The following is a 23,747-nucleotide window of genomic DNA, read 5'->3' as shown; positions in this document are numbered from 1 at the left end:
GGGGCCGGCCGTCGTCATGCCCTGCGGACGGCGGGGTGACCTGTACGGACCACGGCAGGCCACCCGCGGGGGCTATTGACATTTTTGGTGACACTTTGGTTAAGCCGGACCCCCGCCCTGTTCGGGGACCTTTCCCGGTGATAGTCATAAGGGGCGCGCGCCAGCGTGCAGAACATAATTCACAGGAGGATTCCATGCGACTCACCCGGCGTACACGCCTTGCGGGTGTGGCCCTGGTTGCCGTTGCGAGCCTGACACTTGCCGCCTGCGGTGGCGACAGTGACAGCAAGAGCTCGAGCGACGGCAACGTGATCACGGTCTACGGCACCAACCCGCAGAACCCGTTGATCCCGACCGCGACGAACGAGGTCGGCGGTGGCGATCCTCTGCAGAACCTGTTCTCGGGTCTGACGGCCTACAACTCCGACGGCTCCGTGGTCAATGAGGTCGCCGAGTCGATCGAGCCCAACGAGGACAGCACCGTCTGGACCGTCAAGCTCAAGCCCTGGAAGTTCACCGACGGCTCCGACGTGACCTCCAAGTCCTTCGTCAACGCGTGGAACTATGGCGCGACGGCTGCCAACAAGCAGCTCAACAACTACTTCTTCTACCCGATCGAGGGCACCGACGAAGAGGGTTACACCGTCGACGGCGCCGACACGATCTCCGGCCTGAAGATCATCGACGACACCTCGTTCACGATCACGCTGAAGGAGCCGGAGTCGGACTTCCCGCTGCGCCTCGGCTACTCGGCGTACTTCCCGGTCCCCGACGCGGCCTACGACGCCTCGGGCAAGATCACCAAGGAGTTCGGCGAGCGTCCCATCGGCAACGGCCCGTACAAGCTGAGCAAGAGCGGCTGGGAGCGCAACAAGCAGATCTCGCTCGTGCCCAACCCGGACTACACCGGTGCGCACAAGCCCAAGAACGACGGCCTGATCTTCAAGTTCTACGCCGGTGGCGGAACGGACGCGGCTTACACCGACGTCCAGTCCAACAACCTCGACGTCCTGGACCAGGTCCCGCCGAGCGCCCTGAAGACCTTCGAGAGCGACAAGAAGGTCACGGCGTACAACGAGCCCGGCTCGAACTTCTCCTCCTTCACGATCCCCGAGCGCCTCAAGCACTTCTCGGGTGAAGAGGGCGAGCTGCGTCGTGCGGCGATCTCGATGGCGCTGAACCGCGGTCAGATCACGGACAAGATCTTCAACAACACGCGTACCCCGGCGACCGACTTCACCTCCCCGGTGCTCGACGGTTGGGTCGAGGACGTGCCCGGCAACGAGGTCCTGCAGTACAACGCCGATGAGGCCAAGAAGCTGTGGGCGCAGGCGGACGCCATCCAGAAGTGGACCGGTTCGTTCCAGCTCGCGTACAACAACGACGGCGCCGGAAACAAGGAGTTCGTCGACGCGGTCACCAACCAGATCAAGACGACGCTGGGCATCGACTCGTCCGGCAAGGTCTACCCGACGTTCGATGAGCTCCGCAAGGACATCACCGATCGCACGATCAAGACCGCGTTCCGTACCGGTTGGCAGGCGGACTACCCGTCGATGCTGAACTACCTCGGACCGATCTACGCCACGGGCGCTGGTTCGAACGACGGTGACTACAGCAACAAGGAGTTCGACAAGCTGGTCCAGCAGGCCTCCTCGGCGACCGGCGACGATCGCTACAAGCTGATCAGCCAGGCGCAGACCATCCTGCTCAAGGACCTGCCGGCCGTTCCGCTGTGGTACCAGAACGCCACGGCTGCGACGTCGACGAAGCTCAAGGGCTTCGAGTTCAACTGGCAGCAGAAGCCGGACTACTACAAGCTCACGAAGTAGTCGTCCGTTGTCCTAGGTGACGAAGCGGAGGCGACCCCGGCTGGGGTCGCCTCCGTTTCTTCCGCCCGCTCTCGATCGGTGCGCATCCGGTCGCCGCGTCTGACGCGTGCTCGCAGGAGTACCGTTGGCGCGGGCCCACCCCTTCCACGACCCCAGGAGGTCAATCGTGTGGTGGTACGTCGGCAAGCGATTGCTGCAGACCATTCCGGTGTTCCTCGGCGCGACGCTGATCCTGTTCATCCTGCTGAAGCTTCGCCCGGGTGACCCGATCCTCAACCTCGCCGGCAACAAGCCCGTCTCTGACGAGGTCCGCGATGCGCTCGCTGCTCAGTACCATCTGGACGACCCCTTGTTCATCCAGTGGCTCCAGTTCGTCAAGAGCGCGATCACGCTGGACTTCGGCGAGACCTTCGCCGGCCAGCCGGTCATCGAGCTGATCGGGCAGACCTTCCCGGTCACCGTGACGCTGGCCGTCATGGCCCTGCTGATCGACGCGATCCTCGGCATCGGCCTCGGCACCCTGGCCGGGCTGCGCCGCAACGGCTGGTTCGACTCCTCGATGCTGGTCATCTCGCTGGCCCTGCTGTCGATCCCCATCTTCGTGCTCGGCTTCGTGCTGCAGCTGATCTTCGGCGTCAAGCTCGGCTGGGTCGAGCCCACCGTCGGGCCGGACTGGAACATCGGCAAGCTGCTGTTGCCGGCCATCGTGCTGGCGATCGCGAACTTCGCCTACACGATCCGCCTGACCCGCACCTCGGTCGCCGAGAACCTCACCGCCGACCACGTCCGCACCGCCCGCGCCAAGGGGCTGTCGAACCGCCTCGTGGTGCGCAACCACGTGCTGCGCAACTCCCTGGTGCCGGTCGTCACCTACATCGGCATCAACCTCGGCTCGCTGATGGCCGGGGCGATCATCACCGAGACCATCTTCAACATCCCCGGCATCGGCAATGCGGCCTACACGGCCATTGCCAAGGGTGAGACCTCCACGGTCGTGGCCATCGTGACCTTCATGGTCATGGTCTATGTGCTCATGAGCCTGCTGGTCGATCTCATCTACGCCGTACTCGACCCGAGGATCCGCTATGTCTGAGACACGTCCGGGCCAGGAGCGTTACGTCGCCCCTCTCGAGGAGACCCCGCTGCGGGCGATCGACGCCGTCGACGTCGACGCCGTGCCGGAGAACCAGTGGAAGGAGGCGTGGAAGCGACTGCGCACCTCGCCTCTGTTCTGGGTCGCCACGGCGATCCTGCTGGTCATCGCCGCGATGATCTTCTTCCCGTCGCTGTTCACCAGCGTCGATCCGCAGAAGGCCTCGCTGGAGAACAGCTTCGAGCCGGCCTCCAACGGCCACCCGTTCGGCTTCACCCAGCAGGGTGCCGATGTGTGGGCCCGTACGGTCCACGGTGCGCGCGCCTCGGTCACGATCGGCCTGCTCACCACGATCCTCACCGCGATCCTGGGCATGATCACCGGCGCGATCGCCGGTTTCTACGGCGGCATCGTCGACACCCTGATCTCGCGCTTCAGCGACATCTTCTTCTCGATCCCGCTGCTGCTGGCCTGCATCGTGGTCATCTCGGTGCTCAACAACACCTTCCCGAACCGTGGGTTCTGGGGCTCGGTGTTCGTCGTGGTGGCGGCCCTGTCGCTGTTCGCCTGGCCGCAGATCACCCGTCAGATGCGTGGTGCGGTGCTGGAGATCAAGAACCTCGAGTTCGTCGACGCCGCCACGGCGATCGGTGCCTCGAAGATGAAGAACCTGCGCAAGCACATCGTGCCGAACGCGCTGGCCCCGGTCATCGTGGCCTCCACGATCTCGCTGGGCGTGTTCATCGTCGCCGAGTCGTCCCTGTCGTTCCTGGGCCTCGGCCTGCCCAGCAACGTCGTCTCGTGGGGCAATGACATCTCCGCCGCACAGAACCAGGTCCGTTCCGGCCAGAACCTCAGCGTCATGTTCGTGCCGGCCACGGCGCTGGCCTTCACCGTGCTGGGCTTCATCCTGCTGGGTGAGGCCGTCCGTGAGGCGCTCGACCCGAAGGCGAGGAAGAAGTGAGCTCCAACCCCGTGAGCACCCAGCCGCTGCTGCAGATCGACGATCTCAAGGTCGGCTTCCGTGCCGGCAAGCAGATCCTGACCGCGGTCGACGGCGCGAGCCTGACGATCTACCCCGGCCAGACCATCGCGATCGTCGGTGAGTCCGGATCGGGCAAGTCGACCCTCGCGCACGCCGTGATCGGCCTGCTGCCCGGCAACGGCGAGATCACCGGCGGATCCATCCTGTTCGAGGGCAATGACATCGCCAAGGGTGGTCGCAAGCAGATCATGGCCCTGCGCGGGTCGTCGATCGGTCTCGTCCCGCAGGACCCGATGTCCAACCTCAACCCGCTGTGGCGGGTCGGCACCCAGATCAAGGAGGCGCTGGTCGCCAACGGGGTCGCCACGGGTGCGGCCGCCGACAAGCGCGTCGTCGAGCTGCTGGAGGAGGCTGGTCTGCCCGATGCCGAGCGTCGCGCCCGCCAGTACCCGCACGAGTTCTCCGGCGGCATGCGGCAGCGCGCGCTGATCGCGATGGGCCTGGCGGCACGTCCCAAGCTGCTGATCGCCGACGAGCCGACCTCGGCCCTCGACGTCACGGTCCAGAAGCAGATCCTGGACCATCTCGACAGCCTCACCGACACCCTGGGCGTCGCGGTCATGCTGATCACCCACGACCTGGGCCTGGCCGCCGAGCGTGCCGACCACCTCGTCGTGATGTACCGCGGCAAGGTCGTCGAGTCCGGCCCGGCCCGGGAGATCCTGCAGAACCCGGAGCACCCGTACACGAAGCGACTCGTGGCCAAGGCGCCGTCGCTGGCGTCGCAGCGGCTGTCATCGGTCACCGCGGCTCGTGCCGAGGTGCGCGAGCAGGCGGTGCAGACTGCCGCCGAGATCGCCGCGGAGCTGGAGGCCAGCGAGGCCCTGGGGGAGGGCCGCGACGACATCATCGTCGTGGACAACCTGACCAAGGTCTTCACGCTGCGCGGCGCCAAGCCGTGGCAGAAGGTGGACTTCAAGGCCGTGGACGATGTGTCGTTCCGGCTGCGTCGTGGCACCACGACCGCGATCGTGGGCGAGTCCGGATCGGGCAAGTCCACGGTGGCCCGCATGGTGCTGGACCTGCTCCCGCCGACCTCGGGAAGCGTCGAGTTCGACGGCCACAACCTGCGTGATCTCAAGACCAAGGCCGAGCGGCTCCGGCTGCGTCGTCAGATGCAGCCGGTGTTCCAGAACCCGTACGCCTCGCTGGATCCGCTGTTCTCGATCTATCAGTCGATCGAGGAGCCGCTGAGCACGCACAACGTCGGCACCAAGAAGGAGCGCGAGGCCAAGGTGCGCAACCTGCTCGACCGGGTCTCGCTGCCGACGACGGTGATGTCGCGCTATCCCGGCGAGCTGTCCGGTGGTCAGCGGCAGCGCGTGGCGATCGCCCGTGCCCTGGCGCTGGACCCGGAGGTCGTGATCTGCGACGAGGCGGTCTCGGCGCTGGACGTCCTGGTGCAGGCACAGATCCTGGAGCTGCTCAACGAGCTGCAGGCCGAGCTCGGGCTCAGCTATCTGTTCATCACGCACGACCTGGCGGTCGTGCGGCAGATCGCCGACGACGTCCTGGTCATGCAGAACGGCAAGGTCGTGGAGTCCGCATCGGTCAGCCAGGTGTTCGATCACCCGAGCGAGGAGTACACGCGCCGCCTGCTCGACGCGATCCCGGGAGCCTCCATCCAGCTCGGCGCCTGACCCACCCACCCACCCACGAAATCCGCGAGTGGCGCAGATCGGACTTTTTGAGACGGCGTGTCGTCCCAATCTGCGCCACTCGGGGATGGGTTTGCGCCACTCGCGAGATTGACTCGATCGAACATATGTTCGATCATGGATGAGTGAACGTTGCCGCCCCCACCCTGAGCGAGCTGCGGGCGCGGGTCGACCAGATGCAGGGTCGTCCTGCCGCCCAGCCCGTGGCCACGCACCCCGCCTTCGCCGGGTTGCTGCAGCTGCAGGCGGGGTCGGCCTACTCGGTCGACTCGATGAGCCTGGTCACGGCGCTCATGGCCGGCCCGTCGGCCGATGGCGCCTGGTGCGGGGTCGTAGGCTCGGCCGAGCTGGGCCTCGAGTCGGCGGCGGCGGCTGGTGTCGAGCTGCGCCGGACGATCCTGGTGCCCGATCCGGGGGAGGCCTGGCTCGAGGTCACCGCGGCCCTGATCGACGTGCTCGCCGTCGTGGTGCTGCGGGCGCCCTCGACGGTCGGCGCCAAGGACGCGGCCCGCATCGCTGCCCGGCTGCGCCAGCGGGGCGGCATCCTGATCTCGTACGGTGACTGGCCGCGCAGCGAGGCGCGGGTCATGCTGCGCGATGTCGAGTGGGCGGGCCTGGGACGTGGTCACGGCCATCTGCAGGCTCGCCAGGCCACGGTCGAGGTGCAGCGGGGCACGGCTCCGGCCCGCCGCCGCCGGCTGTGGCTGCCCGATGCCTCGCAGGTCATCCGCCGGGTCGAGAGCCCCGCGTCGGTCGAGGCGCCGACCCGTCTGCGGAGCGTGTCCTGATGGCCCGCACGATGGTGCTGTGGGCGCCGGACTGGCCGATCGTGGCGGTCGACGTGCCCGCGTCCGTGCCGGCCGCCGTGATCGACAAGGGGCAGGTGCTGGCCTGCTCGCAGGCCGCCCGGTCCGAGGGCGTCCGCCGAGGCATGCGGCGCCGTGACGCCCAGTCGCGGTGCCCCGGGCTCGTCCTGCACGATCACCACCCCGACGCCGATGCGCGCGCCTTCGAGGCGGTGCTGACCGCGATCGAGGAGCTCAGCCCCGGGGTCGCCCCGCTGCGGCCCGGGCTGTGCGCGATCGCGGTGCCGTCCCGGTTCTACGGCGGCGAGGCCGAGGCGGCTGCCGTCATCGCCGAGCGCCTGGTCGGTCTCGGTGTGTGGGACGTGCGCGCCGGGGTCGCCGACGGACTGTTCGCCGCGGAGCAGGCGGCCCGCCGGGCGCTCGCCCAGGACAGCCTCGTCGTCCCGGCCGGGGGCTCGGGGGAGTTCCTGCACGACCTGCCGATCGACGCCCTCGACGACGCCGATCTGGTGGGCCTGCTGCGCCGCATGGGGCTGCGGACGCTGGGCGACTTCGCATCGCTGCCCCCGTCCGACGTCCACACCCGGTTCGGCACGCACGGGGCGCTGCTGCACCGGCTGGCGCGGGGTCAGGACCCGCACCCCATCAGCCGCCGTCAGGTGCCGCCGGAGTTCGACGCGACGCTGGTGCTGGAGCCGCCGCTGGACCTGGTCGACCCCATCGCCTTCAGCCTGCGCACCACCGCCGAGGCCTTCGTCACCGATCTGGCCGGCCACGGCCTGGTGTGCACGACGGTGCTGATCGAGGTCGACGCCGACGGCTCGCTGGCGTCGTCGCGGCGCTGGATGCATCCGCGCTGGTTCGGGCCGACCGACCTGGTTGATCGCCTCCGCTGGCAGCTGTCGGTCCAGGGCGCGATCCGTGCCCCCGTCGACGCCGTGCGACTGATCCCCGAGGTCACCGAGCCGTTGGGCGATCATGCCGACAGTCTCTTCGGCGGCGGCCCCGACGAGCGGGTCGAGCGGGGCGTGGCCCGGGTGCAGAGCATCGTGGGGCACGAGTCGGTCGTCTCCGTCACGGTGCAGGGCGGCCGCGGCCCGGGGGAGCGGCACCTGCTGACGCCGTGGGGCGAGCGTCCCGTGGCGAGCCGGCCGGCTGCCCTGCCGTGGCCCGGCAGCCTGCCCGCCCCGGCGCCGGCGACGGTCTATCCCTCGCCGCAGCAGGCCATGGTCGTCGGAGCCGAGGGGCAGCCGATCGGGGTCTCCGGCCGTGGTGTCGTCACGGGGGAGCCGGCGCGCTTCCGGGTGGCGGCCGATCAGGGCTGGCAGCCCGTCGCGGCGTGGGCCGGGCCGTGGCCGGTCGACGACCAGTGGTGGGACGAGGCGGCGGCCCGCCGGATCGCTCGCTTCCAGGTCGTCGGCGTCGACGGCAGCGCCTTCCTGATGATCGTGGAGGCCGGCCAGTGGTGGACCGAGGCCCGCTATGACTGACGTCCCCGCTGAGTGCGACGTTTCCGCGCGCCAGCACGCGTCCGAAGGCGCGCAAACGTCACACTCAGCGGGTTGGGGGGCCTGATGGGGTTCAACAATCCGGACGTGTCGTGGCGCGATCTGGAGCGGCGGCTGTCGGGACGGCCCGAGCCCGACGGTGGGGACGCACCCGGCTGGTCGCGCAAGCGGCGCAAGACCGGTCCCAAGCAGATAGAGCCACCCGCCACCCCCGCGGTGCCCTATGCCGAGCTGCACTGCCACAGCCACTTCAGCTTCCTGGACGGCGCCAGCGGTCCCGATGTGCTCGTCGAGGAGGCGATCGCGCTGGGGCTGCACGGGCTGGCCATCACCGATCACGACGGCTTCTACGGGGCGCCGCGATTCGCCGAGGAGGCAGCCAAGTACCCGGCGGCCGGCCTGCGGACGATCTACGGTGCCGAGCTGTCGCTGGGGCTGCGTACCCCGCAGAACGGGGTCGCCGATCCGGAGGGCACCCACCTGCTGGCACTGGCGCGGGGTGTCGAGGGCTATCACCGGCTCGCCGCCGCGATCACCGACGCCCAGCTGCGCGGCGACGAGAAGGGCCGCCCCGTCTACGACCTGGACGCGCTGGCCGAGCGGGGCCGCGACCACTGGGTCGTCCTGACCGGATGCCGCAAGGGGCACGTCCGCCAGGCGTTGGCCGCGGGCGGACGTGAGGCCGCGGCGTCCGCGCTCGACCTGCTCACCGAGCGCTTCGGCCGAGACGGCGTGGTCGTCGAGCTCATCGACCACGGCTTCCCGACCGACAGCGCCGCCAACGACGTCCTGGCCGAGCTGGCCCGCGATCACGGCCTGGCGACCATCGCGACGGGCAACGTCCACTTCGCCCAGCCCACCGGTGGCCGGATGGCCGCGGCGATGGCCGCGGTCCGCGCGCGGCGCAGCCTGGCCGAGATGGACGGCTGGCTGCCGGCGACGGGGGCCGCGCACCTGCGGTCGGGGGTGGAGATGCAGCTGCTGTTCCGCCGCTACCCGGGGGCGGTGGCCCGCACCGTCCCGCTGGCCGACGAGCTGGCCTTCGACCTGCGCGCCGCGACACCGCGGCTGCCGCGCCAGGGCATCCCGGAGGGGCACACCGCGATGAGCTGGCTGCGGGTCCTGGCCGAGCGCGGCATCCGCAAGCGCTACGCCGGCAACGAGCAGGCCGCCCGGGAGCGCATCGAGCGCGAGCTCGCGGTCATCGAGGAGAAGGACTTCCCGGGCTACTTCCTGATCGTCCACGACATCGTCCAGTTCGCGCGCAGCCGCAAGATCTTGTGCCAGGGCCGAGGATCCTCGGCCAACTCGGCGCTCTGCTACGCCCTGGAGATCACCGCGATCGACTCGATCTTCTTCAACCTGCCGTTCGAGCGCTTCCTCGCCACGACCCGCGAGGAGGAGCCGGACATCGACGTCGACTTCGACTCCGACCGCCGCGAGGAGGTCATCCAGTGGGTCTACGACACGTACGGACGCCACAACGCGGCGCAGGTCGCCAATGTCATCAGCTACCGCCCCCGCTCCGCGATCCGCGATGCGGCCAAGGCGCTGGGCTACTCGGTGGGCCAGCAGGATGCCTGGTCCAAGCAGATCGACGGCTGGGGGGCGATGGGCAGCGAGGACGTCGAGGGTGTCCCCGCGCCGGTGACCGGGCTGGCCCGCCAGCTGATGACCGCGCCGCGGCACCTGGGCATCCACTCCGGCGGCATGATCCTGACCGAGCGCCCCGTCGGCGAGGTGTGTCCCATCGAGCGGGGCCGCATGGACAAGCGCACCGTCCTGCAGTGGGACAAGGACGCCTGCGAGTTCATGGGGCTGGTCAAGTTCGACCTGCTGGGCCTGGGGATGCTCGGCGCACTCGACCACACGATGCGCATCGTTGCGGAGCACCTGGGGGAGGAGTGGGATCTGGACTCGATGCCCAAGGAGGAGGCCGGGGTCTACGACATGCTGTGCCGGGCCGACTCGATCGGGGTGTTCCAGGTCGAGAGCCGGGCGCAGATCGGCACCCTGCCCCGGCTGCAGCCCCGCCGGGCGTACGACCTGGCGATCGAGATCGCGCTGATCCGCCCCGGACCCATCCAGGGCGGTGCGGTGCACCCGTACATCCGCCGCGCGATGGGCAAGGAACCGGTGACGTACCCGCACCCGATCCTCGAGCCGGTGCTGGAGCGGACGCTGGGCGTGCCCCTGTTCCAGGAGCAGCTGATGCAGATGGCGATCGCGATCGGTGACTGCACGGGCGACGAGGCCGATCTGCTGCGGCGCGCGATGGGGTCCAAGCGCGGCATCGAGCGGATCGAGTCGCTGGAGGACAAGCTCTTCGCGGGCATGGCGCGCCACGGCCTGACGCCCGAGGAGTCCGAGGCGATCTACCAGCGGATCAAGTCGTTCGCGAACTTCGGCTTCGCCGAGAGCCACGCGCTGAGCTTCTCGCTGCTGGTCTATGCCAGCTCGTGGCTCAAGCTGCACTATCCCGGCGCGTTCCTGGCGGCGCTGCTGCGCAACCAGCCGATGGGCTTCTACTCCCCGCAGTCCCTGACGACCGATGCGCGGCGGCACGGCGTCACGGTCCTGCGTCCCGACATCCTGCGCTCGGGTGCGCTGGCCGATCTGGAGCCGATCGGCGACGGGGGAGCGACCGGACGCGATGCCTGCCTGTCGCGCCGGCAGCCGCCGGTGCCGAAGTTCGTCCCGGGCACCCCCGATCCGACACCCGAGCACCGCCGCGACGGCGCGTACGCCGTCCGCCTCGGCCTCGACGAGGTACAGGGCATCGGCAAGGAGGTCGCGGAGCGCATCGTGGCCGAGCGCGAGCGCGAGTCCTTTGCCGACATGGCCGACGTCGCCCGGCGCACCGGGCTGACGGTGGCGCAGATGGAGTCGCTGGCCACCGCCGGGGCGTTCGACGTCTTCGGCATCTCGCGCCGCCAGGCGCTGTGGAACGCCGGCTACGTCCAGAGCCCCACCCAGCTCGAGGGCACCGAGGTCACCGCACCGCCACCGATGCTGCCGGGCATGAGCGACGTCGAGGTCACGATGGCCGATCTGTGGGCGACGGGCATCTCGACCCAGACCCACCCGATCGAGCACCTGCGGCCGCTGCTGCAGGCCGAGGGCATCCTGTCGGTCGCCGACACCGCGACCCATGAGGCCGCTCGCCGGGTCAAGGTCGCCGGGCTCATCACTCACCGGCAGCGCCCGTCCACCGCCGCGGGGGTCACGTTCCTCAACCTCGAGGACGAGACCGGGATGCTCAACGTCGTGTGCTCGCAGGCGCTGTGGGCGCGCTACCGGGTCGTGGGCCGCAATGCGGCCGGCATGGTCATCCGGGGCATCCTCGAGCGCAGCCACGAGGGCGTCACCAACCTGGTCGCCGACAAGCTCATGCGCATCGAGGAGGTCTATCCCGAGGCCGGCCGCGCGATCCCGGCCCGTCACCGCGGCCGCGACTTCCAGTGATCGTTGTTAGCGTGACGCCCAGATGTGAGGGGGCACGACGATGCTGATCGCTGAGGACGCCATGGCACTGGTCGTCGCCGCGGAGGCACCGGATGACACCGGACGCTTCGCGCACCGCCGGGCTGCCGCGCGACTGGACGACGAGTTCTGCAGCCTGTGGCGGTTCGGACTGGCGGGTGTGAGCCTGCTGCTGATCATCGTCGGTGGGCTGCTCCTCGGGGTGGCCGTGATCGCGGTGGGGGAGGAGGACGGCGCCGGCGTGACTGCGCTCGCCGCCGTCATCGGTCTGGCCGTCGGGGTGCCCGGTGCCGTGCTGGGCATGGCGGTCGTCCGGGCCGGCGAGCAGGTACGTCTGGCCTACGCGGTGTGGGTGGCCGACGACGCCTTCGGGTCGTTACGTCCTGCGATCGGCCCTCGCGGCGTTCGCGTTCCTGGCCGCTGTCTTCGCGTGGTCGATCTTCGGTCTGGCCCTCGCCCCGTCGGACCCGATCGACATGGACGGTTCGCAGGCCGGCTTCGCGATGATGGGCCTGATCTGGGCGGTCACCTTCACCGCATCCACCTGGTACCTCTTCGTCGGCGAGCTGCGCATGGGGTGGGCGCACTCACGAAGCGTCGCCCGCGGGCTCTGACGGACCCAGGTACCCGCGGACGGTGTCGAGCGTGTCGGCCTCGGCGGGTGTCTTGTCGTCGCGGTAGCGGACGACGCGCGCGAACCTGAGTGCGACGCCGCCGGGGTACCGGGTCGATCGCTGGACGCCGTCGAAGGCGACCTCGACCACCTGCTCGGGGCGGACGGTCACGACGTAGCCGTCGTCGGCGACCTGCAGCTCTCGGAAGCGCTCGGTCTGCCGGGCGAGCATCTCGTCGGTCATGCCCTTGAACGTCTTGCCGAGCATCACGAAGCCGTCACCGTCGCGCGCGCCGAGGTGGATGTTCGACAGCCAACCGCTGCGCCGTCCCGAGCCGCGTTCCACCGCCAGCACGACCAGGTCGAGGGTGTGCACGGGCTTGACCTTGACCCACGTCGCGCCGCGTCGTCCGGCGGCGTACGGCGCGGCCAGGCTCTTGACCACGACGCCCTCGTGCCCCAGGCCGAGCACGCTCTCGGCGAAGGCCTCCGCCGCGGCGACGTCCGACGTCAGCAGCCGCCGCACCCGGAACCGCTCGGGCACGACGGATTCGAGCGCCGCGAGCCGCTCGGACGTCGGAGCGTCGACCAGATCGCGTCCGTCCAGGTGCAGCAGGTCGAAGAAGGCCGGCGTCAGCTCGACCCCGGTCGCCGAGGCGGCCCGCGACGCCGTCTCCTGGAAGGGACGCGGACGCCCGTCCGGGCCGAGTGCGAGGACCTCACCGTCGAGCACCACGGTGTCGCAGGCCAGCGCCCGCGCGGCCGCGACGACCTCGGGGTGGCGGGACGTCACGTCGTCGAGCGATCGGGTCACCACCCGCACGTCGTCACCGTTGCGGTGCACCTGGATGCGGACGCCGTCGAGCTTGGTGTCGACCGCGACCACGCCACCGCCCGCCTTGGTCATCGCCGCCTCGATCGTCGGCGCGGTGGACGCCAGCATCGGCAGCACGGGTCGTCCCACGGCCAGGGTGAACGCGGCCAGCGCCTCCTCCCCACCGGTGAGTGCCGCCGGCGCGATGTCGACCGTGGAGCCGGCCATCATGGCTGCGCGCCGGACGGATGCTGCCGGGACGCCGCCGGCGATCGCCAGCGCGTCCTGGACCAGCGAGTCGAGCGCACCCTGGCGCACCTCGCCGGTGACGATGCCGCGCAGCCAGCGCTGCTCGTCGGCGGTGGCCTGTGCCATGAGCCGGGTCGTCGCCGCGCGCCGCGCCTGCTGCGATCCGGTGCCGGCCAGCGCAGCGAGCTGCTCGAACGACTCGTGCACCTGGGACACGGTCAGGCTGGGCGCGGCGGCCGGCGGCGGGACGTCCTGCAGCGAGCGCCAGCCGAGCCCCGTACGTCGCTGTCGCAGCGCACCGGCCAGGTACGACGTGACGGTCGCGATGTCCTCGGGGCTCTCCGCCGCGGTCCGGCCCAGCAGGGCGGCCAGCATCGACGCCTTGGCCGACCGGGACCGCGTGGCGGACACCGCGACGGAGGTGGCGACGACGTCGGCGAGCAGCATCCACCCATCATCACCGACCCCCACCCCGCGCACATCCGCTGACGAGTCACGCAGGTCCGCTGACGAGTCACCCATACCCGGCGACGAGTCACCCAGGGCGCGTCTGCCTGCGCCATGAGTGACTCCTCGATGGGCCTACGCGACTCGCGAGCGGAACTACGCGACTCCTCGGCGGGGGTGCGTGACTCGCGAGCGGACCTACGTGACTCGTCGGCGGATGGGGGAACTTAGGGTTGACGTGACCTTAAGGGGCGGCTAGGGTGACCTTAAAGTCAGTCCAACCTTAAGTCAGGATCGCTGCCATGACGGTTTCGTCCTCGGTCGACCAGCGGGTCTCGCTCGCGGTCTCGACGGTGATCTTCGCGCTGCGGCCCCATCCCGAGACCGGTCTGATGACGCTGTGGCTGCCGCTGGTGCGCCGCATCCGCGAGCCCTACGAGGGGCAGTGGGCGCTGCCCGGTGGGCCGCTGGAGGCTGACGAGGATCTCGCCGCCAGTGCCCGGCACACCCTCGAGCGCACCACGGGGCTGGCGCCCAACTACCTCGAGCAGCTCTACGCCTTCGGCAACGTCGACCGCTCGCCGGACGAGCGGGTCGTCTCGATCGTCTACTGGGCGCTGGTGCGCCAGGACGAGGTCGCACGCGCCGTCGACGGCGAGAACGTCGAGTGGTTCGTGGCCGACGAGCTGCCGCCGCTGGCCTTCGACCACACCGCGATCGTCGAGTACGCGCTGGCGCGGCTGCGCGCGAAGATCACGTACACGCCGATCGCCCACGCCTTCCTGCCCCCGGAGTTCACCCTGGCCGACCTGCGGGCCGTCCACGAGGCGGTCCTGCGCACGACGCTCGACCCGGCCAACTTCCGACGCCAGGTCATGGCCACCAAGACGCTCGTCCCCACCGGCACCTGCCTGAAGGGCACCAGCCACCGTCCACCTGCGCTGTACCGCTTCGAGGCGGGCGCGCCCTCACCCTCACCCGAGGAGCAGCGATGACCTCCATCAACACCCTGATCGTCGAGCAGCCCGCCCAGAGCTGCGACGTCGACCTGGCGAAGGGCCCGTGGGAGTTCGACACGTTCCCCGGCTACGGTCCCGGCGCGTCCGAGAACGACGTGATCCCCGAGCCCGTCGTGCGTCCCGGCCAGCTGCCGGCGGCCTATCAGCGGATGAGCGACGAGGAGCTGCACGCCCGCATCGCCGCCGCGAAGAAGACATTGGGCGACCGCCTCGTGATCCTGGGCCACTTCTACCAGCGCGACGAGGTCATCCAGTACGCCGACTTCGTGGGCGACTCCTTCCAGCTGGCCAATGCCGCGCTGACCAAGCCGGACGCCGAGACGATCGTGTTCTGCGGTGTCCACTTCATGGCCGAGACCGCCGACATCCTGGCCCGTCCCGAGCAGAAGGTCGTCCTGCCGAATCTGGCCGCCGGCTGCTCGATGGCCGACATGGCCGACGAGGACTCGGTCGAGGCGTGCTGGGAGGACCTGCTGGACATCTACGGCACCGAGCCGGACGCCGACGGCCGCCAGCCGGTCATCCCGGTCACCTACATGAACTCCTCCGCGGCGCTCAAGGCGTTCTGCGGACGCAACGGCGGCATCGTGTGCACGTCCTCGAATGCCGCGACGGTGCTGGAGTGGGCCTTCGAGCGCGGCCAGCGGGTGCTGTTCTTCCCCGATCAGCACCTGGGCCGCAACACCGCCAAGGCGATGGGCGTCCCGCTGGAGCAGATGCCGATGTGGAACCCCCGCAAGCCGCTGGGCGGCAACACCGAGGACGAGATCCGTGACGCCAAGGTCATCCTCTGGCACGGCTTCTGCTCGGTCCACAAGCGTTTCACGGTCGCCCAGATCGAGAAGGCGCGGGCCGAGCACCCGGGCGTCAAGGTCATCGTGCACCCCGAGAGCCCGATGCCGGTCGTCGACGCTGCCGACGCGGCCGGCTCGACCGACGCGATCCGCAAGTTCGTCATCGCGTCCGAGCCCGGCGACACCATCGCGATCGGCACCGAGATCAACATGGTCAACCGCCTGGCGGCGGAGTTCCCGGACCGGACGATCTTCTGCCTCGACCCGGTCGTGTGCCCCTGCTCGACGATGTACCGCATCCACCCCGGGTACCTCGCCTGGACGCTCGACGGCCTGGTGGCCGGCGAGGTCCACAACCAGATCGTCGTCGCCGACGACGTCGCGGCCGACGCCAAGGTCGCCCTCGAGCGCATGCTCGCCGCGCTCCCGAAGTGAGGACGAACAGATGACCAGCATCATCGTGGTCGGCAGCGGTGTGGCCGGCATGACCGTGGCGCTCGACGCCGTGGCACTCGACCGCTCACACCCGTGCGACGTCACGCTGCTGACCAAGGCCGATCTGGCGCAGAGCAACACCCGGTACGCGCAGGGCGGCGTCGCGGTGGTCATCGACGAGATGGCCGATCCGGGCGCACCCCGCCTCGGCGACACCGTCGAGTCGCACATCGCCGACACGCTGGTCGCCGGCGCCGGGATCAGCGACGCCGACACGGTGCGGGTGCTGTGCACCGACGGTCCGGGCGCGATGGACACGCTGATCGCACGGGGTGTCCCGTTCGACCGCCACGACGGCGAGCTGTCCCACGGCCTGGAGGCCGCCCACGCCCACGCGCGCATCCTGCACGCGGGCGGGGACGCCACCGGGGCGGCCATCGCGTACGCGCTGATCGACAGGCTCCGCGAGAGCGAAGTCGTCGTCCGTGAGCGGACGACGGTCGTCGACCTGCTGCTGGAGGCCCCTTCGACAGGCTCAGGACGCGCGGCCGTGGTCGGCGTCCGCCTGCTCGGCGGGGAGGTGCTGCGCGCCGACGCCGTCGTGCTGGCGACCGGGGGAGCCGGGCAGCTGTTCCCGTTCACGACCAATCCGGAGGTCGCGACGGCCGACGGGCTCGGCATGGCGCTGCGCGCCGGTGCGGTGGCCGCCGACCTGGAGTTCTTCCAGTTCCACCCGACGTCCCTGGACGCCCCGGGCAACTTCCTGATCTCCGAGGCGGTCCGCGGCGAGGGCGCGGTGCTGATCGACGCCGACGGACAGCGGTTCATGCCCGCCGTCCACCCGGATGCCGAGCTGGCCCCTCGTGATGTCGTCGCTCGGGGCATCGCCCAGCAAATGGCCCGCCAGCCGGGCGTCCCGGTCCGGCTGGACGCCACTGCGCTGGGCGCGGAGTTCCTGGCCAAGCGGTTCCCCAACATCGACGCGGCCTGCCGCGCGCAGGGCCACGACTGGAGCCGCGAGCCGATCCCGGTGGCCCCCGCTGCGCACTACTACATGGGCGGCATCCGCACCGACGAGTGGGGACGCACGTCGCTGCCCGGCCTGTACGCGGTAGGCGAGGTCGCGTGCAACGGCCTGCACGGCGCCAACCGGCTGGCGTCCAACTCGCTGCTGGAGGGGGCGGTCTACGGCGCACGTGTCGTCGAGAGCATCCTGTCGCCGGCACCCCTGACGGCGTTCGACGGCGAGTGGCAGGAGCCGCTCGGCCTCGACCTGACCGACGATCCCGATGCCCACGACGTCAGCCGCACCGACCTGCAGCAGCTGATGTGGGACGCCGCCGGTCTGGCGCGCAACGGCGCGGACCTGGAGCAGGCGGCCGCCGAGCTGCGGCGATGGAAGTCGCCCGCGGTCACCGACGCCAAGGCCGCCGAGGACGCCAATCTGCTGGTCGTGGCCCGCGCCGTCGTCGCCAGCGCCCTGGCGCGCCGCGAGTCCCGTGGCGGGCACTTCCGCACCGACTTCCCGCAGTCCGCCCCCGACCAGGCGCGCCACTCGGCAATCGCCGCCACCCCGAGGACTCCCCATGCTTGAGCGCCGCCAGATCCAGCGCGTCGTCGACCTGGCCCTCGACGAGGACGCGCCCTTCGGCGACCTGACCTCGCAGACGCTGGTGCCCGCCGACGCGATCGCCAATGCCCGGCTGGTCGCCCGCGAGCCGGGGGTCCTGGCCGGGGCGGAGGTCTTCGAGATCGCGATGACGACGCTCGACCCGTCGGTCGAGGTCACGATGCACCTCGCGGACGGCGACTCCTTCGAGGCGGGCACGGTGCTGGCCGAGGTCGTCGGGGCGGCGCGGGCCGTCCTGCAGGCCGAGCGGGTCGCGCTCAACCTGGTGCAGCGCATGAGCGGCATCGCGACGCTGACCCGCACGTACGTCGAAGCCGTCGCCGGCACCGGTGTCCGCATCGCCGACACCCGCAAGACCACCCCGGGGCTGCGCGCCCTGGAGCGGCACGCGGTGCGCTGCGGCGGCGGGCACAACCACCGGTTCTCCCTGTCGGACGCCGTGATGGCCAAGGACAACCACCTGGCGGTCATCCCTGACGTCACCGCGGCACTGCGCCAGGCCGCCGACCAGCTGCCGCACACGACGCACATCGAGGTCGAGGTCGACCGGCTCGACCAGATCGACGCGGTGCTGGAGTCGGGCGTCGTCGGCACGATCATGCTGGACAACTTCAGCCTCGACGACACCCGCGCCGGCGTCGTCAAGATCGACGGCCGGGCCCTGGTCGATGCCAGCGGCGGGATCACCCTGGACACGGTCGCCGACATCGCGCGCACCGGCGTCGACGTCATCTCGGTCGGTGCCCTCACCCACAGCGTCCGGGCCCTCGACCTCGGGCTCGACATCGACGTCTCCTGAGGGGCCACTCGTGATCTACCTGGACGAAGCCGCCACGACACCGGTCAAGCGCGAGGTGCTGGAGGCCATGTGGCCGTTCCTGAGCGCTGACTTCGGCAACCCGTCGAGCCATCATGAGGTGGGGGAGTCCGCCAGCCGCGCCCTCGAGCAGGCCCGAGCGGACGTCGCGTCCGCGCTGGGCGCACGAGCCTCCGAGATCACCTTCACCTCCGGCGGTACCGAGTCCGACAACGCTGCGATCAAGGGCATCGCGCTGGCCGCGCCGCGCGGACGGCACGTGATCGTGTCGGCGGTCGAGCACCCCGCCGTGCTGGAGTCCGCGGCCTTCCTCGGCCGGCTGGGGTACGACATCACGATCCTGCCGGTCGACCGCGACGCGATGGTGCAGCCGCCGACGCTGGAGGCCGCCCTGCGCGACGACACGACGCTGGTCAGCGTCCAGCACGCCAACAACGAGGTCGGCACGATCCAGCAGATCGAGACCCTGGCACGGATCGCAGCGGACCGCGGGGTGCCGTTCCACACCGATGCGGTGCAGACCGCTGGCTGGCTGGACCTGGACGTCGGACGTCTGGGGGTGCAGGCCATGAGCATCTCCGGTCACAAGCTCGGCGCCCCGAAGGGGATCGGGGTCCTGTACGTGAACCGGCGGGTACCGCTGGAGCCGCTGATCCACGGCGGCGGGCAGGAGGGCGGGCGGCGCTCCGGCACCGAGAACGTCGCGGCCGCGGTCGGCATGGCGACGGCGCTGCGACTCGCCGGCGGGTCGAACGACCAGGTCGTGGCGATGCGCGACGCCTTCATCGACCGCGTGCTCACCGACGTGCCGGCCGCAGTCCTCACCGGGCACCGCGGGCACCGGCTGCCCGGCAGCGCTTCATTCGTCTTCCCGGGCACCAGCGGTGAGTCGATCCTGCTCGATCTCGAGCGCCGCGGCATCGTCAGCTCCAGCGGATCTGCCTGCGCCGCCGGCAGCGACGAGCCCAGCCACGTGCTGACCGCGATGGGCTACCCGGCCGAGGTCGCCCAGACCGCGGTGCGCTTCACCTTCGGCCGGGCCACGACCGCCGAGCAGCTCGACGCGGTCGCCGACGAGCTGGCAAGTCTGCACGCCTGAGATCGTCCGAACGGACCAGGTGTCCGTAGTTCGATATGGTGAGCGCAGTCCACGCCAGCCCAGACCCCATCGAGGAGCCCGAGTGCTGACCACGAACCTTTCCGTTCGCGCCGGCTGCGCCGCGTTTGCGCTCGTCCTCGTCGCCGGCTGCGGGGGCAGCGACGACGCGGAGCCGAAGGCCACCAAGGCCCCGTCCACGACCGCTGCTCCGACGACGGCCGCCCCGGCCCCGGCTGAGCGACCGAAGGACGACAAGAGCGACGCCAGTGCGCTCGCATTCGCCGAGTTCGTCGGTCAGCGGGTCATCGCCGTCACGACGGGCGCCGACCTCGACGAGTTCCTGGCCATGGCCACCCCCGACTGCAAGGGCTGCATCAACCTGGCCAAGCAGGTGCAGAAGGACGGCACGGTCAAGCAGGAGTTCGACTCCGCGCCGGTCATCAGCGACGCCAAGATCATCGACCAGGACGAGGCCACCGGCCAGATCCTCGTCGAGCAGGTCGTCGGGCTCTCGACCGGGCGCAAGGTCGACACGGCCACAGACAAGACGATCGAGACCTTCGACGAGCCGACGCGCCTGACGATGCGGGTGCTGATGACGTGGAAGGAAGACCGCTGGCGGTTGACCAACTACTCGGCCAAGGACGAGTCATGACCCGGACGACGACCGGCAGGTCGTGGCGGCGGATCTCGGTGCTGTTGGCCGTGACGGCCGCGGTGGTGCTCGGAACCGCAACCGCTGCAGCCGCTGATCCGAAGGCCGGAGGCGACGGCGACACCGTCATCATCCGTGATGATGACACCACGACCGACCCGACCGGCCCCGGCAACGATGGGCCAGCGGTGATCCGCATCCCCAAGCCGTACAAGGAGTACCGCTACATTCCGGCGTGCTCGGCCAACGACGTCGAGGGCGGCGCCGACGTCCTGTGCGGACAGGCGGTCTCCAGCTGCCCCAGGGAAGGCGACATCCGCTACCGCGTCTACACGCGGCAGCACGACGCCGACGGCTCGGTGGCCGAGGGCGCGGACTGGGAGCTTCTGCCGGGCACCCAGTGCCGCGGCCCGAACGATCCCGACGAGGGGGGTCCGGTCGTCATCACGACGGCCGACATCGCCGACGAGGCGCGCAAGGCTGCTCCCGCGACGACCGTGAACGTCGAGCCGACGACCCGGTCCTATGTGAACGTCCCCAACAACTTCTTCGCCGACAGTGCGAGCGTGGAGGCGTCGGTCGAGGTGCTGGGGCAGACGATCGGCCTGACCTTCGCCCCGAGCGGGTTCACCTGGGCCTTCGGCGACGGCACCACCGGAACGGGAGCCGGGGTGCAGGGGGCGCCCGTGGGCGCGCCCGGCGCCGTCGAGCACGCCTACCGGCGCTCCGGCACGGTCTCGGTGACGCTCACCCGCACATTCGAGGTCACCTACACCGCGCCGGGCGGTGTGACGGGCACGATCCCCGGCGGCGTCCGCAACACCAGCGCCCCCTACGCGCTGCAGGTCGGCGAGATCCAGTCGTTGGTCACCAAGGTCCGTTAGACCGGGATCACCGCACGTGGGCGTCGGCCAGAGTGAGGGCCTCGTCGAGGATCGCGAGACCGCGGCGCGCCTGGTCGTCGGGGATGTTGCACGGCGGCACCACGTGGATGCGGTTGAAGTTCGCGAACGGCAGCATCCCGGCCTTCGTGCACGCGGCCACGATCTCGCCCATCGCCGTTGAGCTCCCGCCGTACGGTGCCAGCGGCTCGCGCGTCTGCGGGTCGGCGACCAGCTCGAGGGCCCAGAACACGCCGAGCCCGCGCACCTCGCCCACGGACGGGTGCCGCTCGGCGATCTCGGCAAGCCCCGGGCCGAACACCTCGGCGCCGAGCCGGGCCGCGTTCTCCACGACGCGCTCGTCCTGCATCACGGTGATCGCCGCGACCGCAGCAGCCGCGGCGAGCGGGTGGCCCGAGTAGGTCAGCCCGCCGGGGTAGGGGCGGTGGTCGAACGTCGCGGCGATCGCCTCGCTGATGATCACGCCGCCCATCGGGACGTAGCCGGAGTTGACGCCCTTCGCGAAGGTGATCAGGTCCGGCACCAGGTCGAAGTGGTCGATCGCGAACCACGCGCCGGTGCGACCGAACCCGCACATCACCTCGTCGGCGATCAGCACGATGCCGTGCTCGTCGCACAGCGCCCGGACGCCGGCGAGGTAGCCCGGCGGCGGCACCATGATCCCGGCTGTGCCGGGCACGGTCTCCAGGATGATCGCGGCGATCGTCGCGGGTCCCTCGTTCTCGATGACCCGGCGCAGGTGCGCGAGGGCCCGCTCGCACTCCTGCTCCTCGGTCGTGGCGTGGAACTCCGAGCGGTACAGGAACGGGCCGAAGAAGTGCACCGTCCCGGTCGACGCCGAGTCGTTCGCCCAGCGCCTGGGGTCGCCCGTCACGTTGACCGCCAGCTGCGTGCCGCCGTGGTAGGAGCGGTACGTCGACAAGACCTTGGTCCGTCCGGTGTGCAGGCGCGCCATCCGGATCGCGTGCTCGTTGGCGTCCGCGCCGCCATTGGTGAAGAACACCTTGTCCATGCCGTCGGGCGCGTGCGACGCGATCAGGCGGGCGGCCTCGGACCGGGCGGCATTCGCGACCGCCGGTGCGATGGTGCACAGCGTGGCCGCCTGCTCCTGGATGGCGGCGACGACCCGCGGGTGCTGGTGGCCGATGTTGGTGAACACCAGCTGGCTGGAGAAGTCGAGGTAGCGGGTGCCGTCCTCGTCCCACACCTCGCTGCCGAGGGCCCCGGCCACCACCATGGGGCTGATCTCGGCCTGGGCGGACCAGGAGTGGAAGACGTGCGCGCGGTCGAGGTCGTACGTGCGGGACATGCGGCGCTCCTAGGCGTGGGTCGGGAAGGCGAGCTCGAGGCCACCGGAGGGTGACACCGCAGGATCGGCCCAGCGGGTCGTGACGACCTTGCCGCGGGTGAAGAAGTGGACGCCCTCGACCCCGTGCGCGTGGGTGTCGCCGAACAGCGAGTTCTTCCAGCCGCCGAACGAGTAGTAGGCCATCGGCACCGGGATCGGGACGTTGACGCCGACCATGCCGACCTCGACCTCGATCTCGAACTTGCGGGCAGCCCCGCCGTTCTTGGTGAAGATCGCGACACCGTTGCCGTACGGGTTCGCGTTGATCAGCTCGACCCCCTCGTCGTACGTCTCGACCCGCACGACGCTGAGCACCGGACCGAAGATCTCCTCGGTGTAGATGCTCATGTCGGGTGTCACGTGATCGAACAGCGTGGGCCCGAGCCAGAAGCCGTCGTCGGCGCCGTCGGCCGGCGATCCGCGTCCGTCGATCACCAGGGAGGCGCCGGCCTCGGCTCCCTCGCCGATGAAGGACGCCACCTTGTCGCGGTGCGCCAGCGTCACGAGCGGGCCCATGTCGGTGCCGCGAGTCCCGTCGCCGATGCGCAGGGTGCGGGTGCGCTCGGCGATCTTGGCGACCATGTCGTCGGCGCTGGAGCCGACGGCGACGACGACGCTGATCGCCATGCAGCGCTCACCGGCCGAGCCGTAGCCGGCGTTCACCGCCGCGTCGGCAGCCAGGTCCAGGTCCGCGTCCGGCAGCACCAGCATGTGGTTCTTCGCGCCGCCGAGGGCCTGCACGCGCTTGCCGGCCTGGGTCGCGCGCTCATAGACGTACCGGGCGATGGGCGTCGATCCGACGAAGCTGATCGACTTGACGTCGGGGGAGTCCAGCAGGGCGTCGACGGCCACCTTGTCGCCCTGCAGCACGTTGAAGACGCCGTCGGGCAGCCCGGCCTCCTTCCACAGTGCAGCGGTCCACAGCAGCGCCGACGGGTCCTTCTCGCTCGGCTTGACCACGACGGTGTTGCCGGCGGCGATCGCGATCGGGAAGAACCACATCGGCACCATGGCCGGGAAGTTGAACGGGCTGATGATGCCGACGACGCCGAGCGGCTGGCGGGTGGAGTGGATGTCCACGCCGGTCGAGATCTGCTCGGACGTCGCCCCCTTGAGCAGGTGCGGCATGCCGCACGCGAACTCGACGACCTCCAGGCCGCGGGTCACCTCACCCAGGGCGTCGTCGAGCACCTTGCCGTGCTCGGCGGTGATGATCGCGGCCAGCTCGGTCTTGCGCTCGTTGAGCAGCTCGCGGAACCGGAACATGATCCGCGTGCGCTGCGACAACGAGGTGGCGGCCCAGCCCGGCGCCGCCCGGCGGGCCGCGGCGATGACCCGCGCCGCGTCCGCCTCGTCGGCCAGGACGACCTGGCCGGTCACCTCGCCAGTCGCGGGGTTCGTCACGTCGCCGAAGCGTCCGGAGCTCCCGTCGAAGATCGCGTTGTCGAGCCAGTGTCCGATCGTGGTGTCCGTCATGGGCCCAGCCTGCGCCTCGCTCGT

Annotated in this window: 18 protein-coding genes; 15 read left to right on the top strand and 3 right to left on the bottom strand. The window is 70.3% G+C overall.

Annotated elements, in window-relative coordinates; genetic code table 11:
- Positions 1-194: 194 nt before the first annotated feature.
- The 8 genes from NQV15_RS12850 (at position 195) to NQV15_RS12815 (ending at position 12,039) form a co-directional block, all read left to right on the top strand.
- Positions 195-1,832, top strand: a complete 1,638-nt coding sequence (locus NQV15_RS12850; RefSeq protein WP_232402135.1) for a peptide ABC transporter substrate-binding protein — start codon at positions 195-197, stop codon at positions 1,830-1,832.
- Between the two features lie 166 nt (positions 1,833-1,998).
- Positions 1,999-2,925, top strand: coding sequence for an ABC transporter permease (locus NQV15_RS12845; RefSeq protein WP_232402137.1), 927 nt, complete (start codon positions 1,999-2,001; stop codon positions 2,923-2,925).
- The gene (locus tag NQV15_RS12840) at positions 2,918-3,889 is read left to right on the top strand and encodes an ABC transporter permease (protein WP_232402140.1); all 972 of its coding nucleotides are present in this window, start codon (positions 2,918-2,920) and stop codon (positions 3,887-3,889) included. Before NQV15_RS12845 ends, NQV15_RS12840 begins: the two co-directional genes overlap by 8 nt.
- A complete protein-coding gene (locus NQV15_RS12835; protein ID WP_232402141.1) occupies positions 3,886-5,610 on the top strand; it encodes a dipeptide ABC transporter ATP-binding protein in 1,725 nt (574 codons plus the stop codon). Before NQV15_RS12840 ends, NQV15_RS12835 begins: the two co-directional genes overlap by 4 nt.
- A 143-nt stretch (positions 5,611-5,753) precedes the next feature.
- On the top strand, positions 5,754-6,416 hold the full coding sequence (locus NQV15_RS12830) for a hypothetical protein (protein ID WP_232402143.1): 663 nt from the start codon (positions 5,754-5,756) through the stop codon (positions 6,414-6,416).
- A complete protein-coding gene (locus tag NQV15_RS12825; RefSeq protein ID WP_232402145.1) occupies positions 6,416-7,924 on the top strand; it encodes a DNA polymerase Y family protein in 1,509 nt (502 codons plus the stop codon). The genes NQV15_RS12830 and NQV15_RS12825 overlap by 1 nt, the downstream gene beginning before the upstream one ends.
- Before the next feature lie 84 nt (positions 7,925-8,008).
- Entirely contained in the window at positions 8,009-11,407 is a 3,399-nt protein-coding gene (locus NQV15_RS12820; protein ID WP_232402147.1) for an error-prone DNA polymerase, read from the top strand.
- Between the two features lie 305 nt (positions 11,408-11,712).
- On the top strand, positions 11,713-12,039 hold the full coding sequence (locus NQV15_RS12815; protein ID WP_257125050.1) for a hypothetical protein: 327 nt from the start codon (positions 11,713-11,715) through the stop codon (positions 12,037-12,039).
- Here the strand turns inward: NQV15_RS12815 and NQV15_RS12810 are convergent.
- Positions 12,013-13,548, bottom strand: a complete 1,536-nt coding sequence (locus NQV15_RS12810) for an ATP-dependent DNA ligase (protein WP_232402150.1) — start codon at positions 13,546-13,548, stop codon at positions 12,013-12,015. The two genes, NQV15_RS12815 and NQV15_RS12810, sit on opposite strands and share 27 nt — an antisense overlap.
- Before the next feature lie 302 nt (positions 13,549-13,850).
- On the opposite strand from NQV15_RS12810, the gene NQV15_RS12805 reads away from it, so the two are divergent.
- The 7 genes from NQV15_RS12805 to NQV15_RS12775 all read left to right on the top strand — a co-directional run bounded on the left by NQV15_RS12805 (position 13,851) and on the right by NQV15_RS12775 (position 20,881).
- Entirely contained in the window at positions 13,851-14,543 is a 693-nt protein-coding gene (locus tag NQV15_RS12805) for an NUDIX hydrolase (protein WP_232402152.1), read from the top strand.
- Positions 14,540-15,796 carry a quinolinate synthase NadA gene (gene nadA / locus NQV15_RS12800; protein WP_232402154.1) on the top strand — a complete coding sequence of 419 codons (1,257 nt, stop codon included), beginning with the start codon at positions 14,540-14,542 and terminating at the stop codon, positions 15,794-15,796. The genes NQV15_RS12805 and nadA overlap by 4 nt, the downstream gene beginning before the upstream one ends.
- A 10-nt stretch (positions 15,797-15,806) precedes the next feature.
- Positions 15,807-17,390, top strand: coding sequence for an L-aspartate oxidase (nadB, locus tag NQV15_RS12795; RefSeq protein WP_232402156.1), 1,584 nt, complete (start codon positions 15,807-15,809; stop codon positions 17,388-17,390).
- Entirely contained in the window at positions 17,383-18,225 is an 843-nt protein-coding gene (gene nadC / locus NQV15_RS12790) for a carboxylating nicotinate-nucleotide diphosphorylase (RefSeq protein ID WP_232402158.1), read from the top strand. The genes nadB and nadC overlap by 8 nt, the downstream gene beginning before the upstream one ends.
- 10 nt (positions 18,226-18,235) lie before the next feature.
- Positions 18,236-19,342, top strand: a complete 1,107-nt coding sequence (locus NQV15_RS12785; RefSeq protein WP_232402161.1) for a cysteine desulfurase family protein — start codon at positions 18,236-18,238, stop codon at positions 19,340-19,342.
- 82 nt (positions 19,343-19,424) lie between these two features.
- A complete protein-coding gene (locus tag NQV15_RS12780; RefSeq protein ID WP_232402163.1) occupies positions 19,425-19,997 on the top strand; it encodes a hypothetical protein in 573 nt (190 codons plus the stop codon).
- Positions 19,994-20,881 (top strand): hypothetical protein, encoded by an 888-nt coding sequence (locus NQV15_RS12775; RefSeq protein WP_232402165.1) that lies wholly within the window; start codon positions 19,994-19,996, stop codon positions 20,879-20,881. Before NQV15_RS12780 ends, NQV15_RS12775 begins: the two co-directional genes overlap by 4 nt.
- 7 nt (positions 20,882-20,888) lie before the next feature.
- Here NQV15_RS12775 and NQV15_RS12770 read toward each other — a convergent pair whose 3' ends face one another.
- On the bottom strand, positions 20,889-22,208 hold the full coding sequence (locus NQV15_RS12770; protein WP_232402166.1) for an aspartate aminotransferase family protein: 1,320 nt from the start codon (positions 22,206-22,208) through the stop codon (positions 20,889-20,891).
- 9 nt (positions 22,209-22,217) lie between these two features.
- Entirely contained in the window at positions 22,218-23,723 is a 1,506-nt protein-coding gene (locus NQV15_RS12765) for a CoA-acylating methylmalonate-semialdehyde dehydrogenase (RefSeq protein WP_232402168.1), read from the bottom strand.
- Between the last annotated feature and the right edge of the window lie 24 nt (positions 23,724-23,747).

It is taken from the genome of Aeromicrobium wangtongii, assembly GCF_024584515.1.
Lineage (GTDB): Bacteria > Actinomycetota > Actinomycetes > Propionibacteriales > Nocardioidaceae > Aeromicrobium > Aeromicrobium wangtongii.
Note: the sequence above shows the minus strand (reverse complement) of the source record. Positions and strands in the feature narration are given on the sequence as shown.

What these genes read in the sequence shown, in the direction of transcription:
- NQV15_RS12805 (WP_232402152.1), top strand. Translation starts at nt 13,851, where the DNA reads ATGACGGTTTCGTCCTCGGTCGACCAGCGGGTCTCGCTCGCGGTCTCG.
- nadA (WP_232402154.1), top strand. Translation starts at nt 14,540, where the DNA reads ATGACCTCCATCAACACCCTGATCGTCGAGCAGCCCGCCCAGAGCTGC.
- NQV15_RS12765 (WP_232402168.1), bottom strand. Translation starts at nt 23,723, where the DNA reads ATGACGGACACCACGATCGGACACTGGCTCGACAACGCGATCTTCGAC.
- nadC (WP_232402158.1), top strand. Translation starts at nt 17,383, where the DNA reads ATGCTTGAGCGCCGCCAGATCCAGCGCGTCGTCGACCTGGCCCTCGAC.
- NQV15_RS12810 (WP_232402150.1), bottom strand. Translation starts at nt 13,548, where the DNA reads ATGCTGCTCGCCGACGTCGTCGCCACCTCCGTCGCGGTGTCCGCCACG.
- nadB (WP_232402156.1), top strand. Translation starts at nt 15,807, where the DNA reads ATGACCAGCATCATCGTGGTCGGCAGCGGTGTGGCCGGCATGACCGTG.
- NQV15_RS12820 (WP_232402147.1), top strand. Translation starts at nt 8,009, where the DNA reads ATGGGGTTCAACAATCCGGACGTGTCGTGGCGCGATCTGGAGCGGCGG.
- NQV15_RS12850 (WP_232402135.1), top strand. Translation starts at nt 195, where the DNA reads ATGCGACTCACCCGGCGTACACGCCTTGCGGGTGTGGCCCTGGTTGCC.
- NQV15_RS12775 (WP_232402165.1), top strand. Translation starts at nt 19,994, where the DNA reads ATGACCCGGACGACGACCGGCAGGTCGTGGCGGCGGATCTCGGTGCTG.
- NQV15_RS12825 (WP_232402145.1), top strand. Translation starts at nt 6,416, where the DNA reads ATGGCCCGCACGATGGTGCTGTGGGCGCCGGACTGGCCGATCGTGGCG.
- NQV15_RS12840 (WP_232402140.1), top strand. Translation starts at nt 2,918, where the DNA reads ATGTCTGAGACACGTCCGGGCCAGGAGCGTTACGTCGCCCCTCTCGAG.
- NQV15_RS12770 (WP_232402166.1), bottom strand. Translation starts at nt 22,208, where the DNA reads ATGTCCCGCACGTACGACCTCGACCGCGCGCACGTCTTCCACTCCTGG.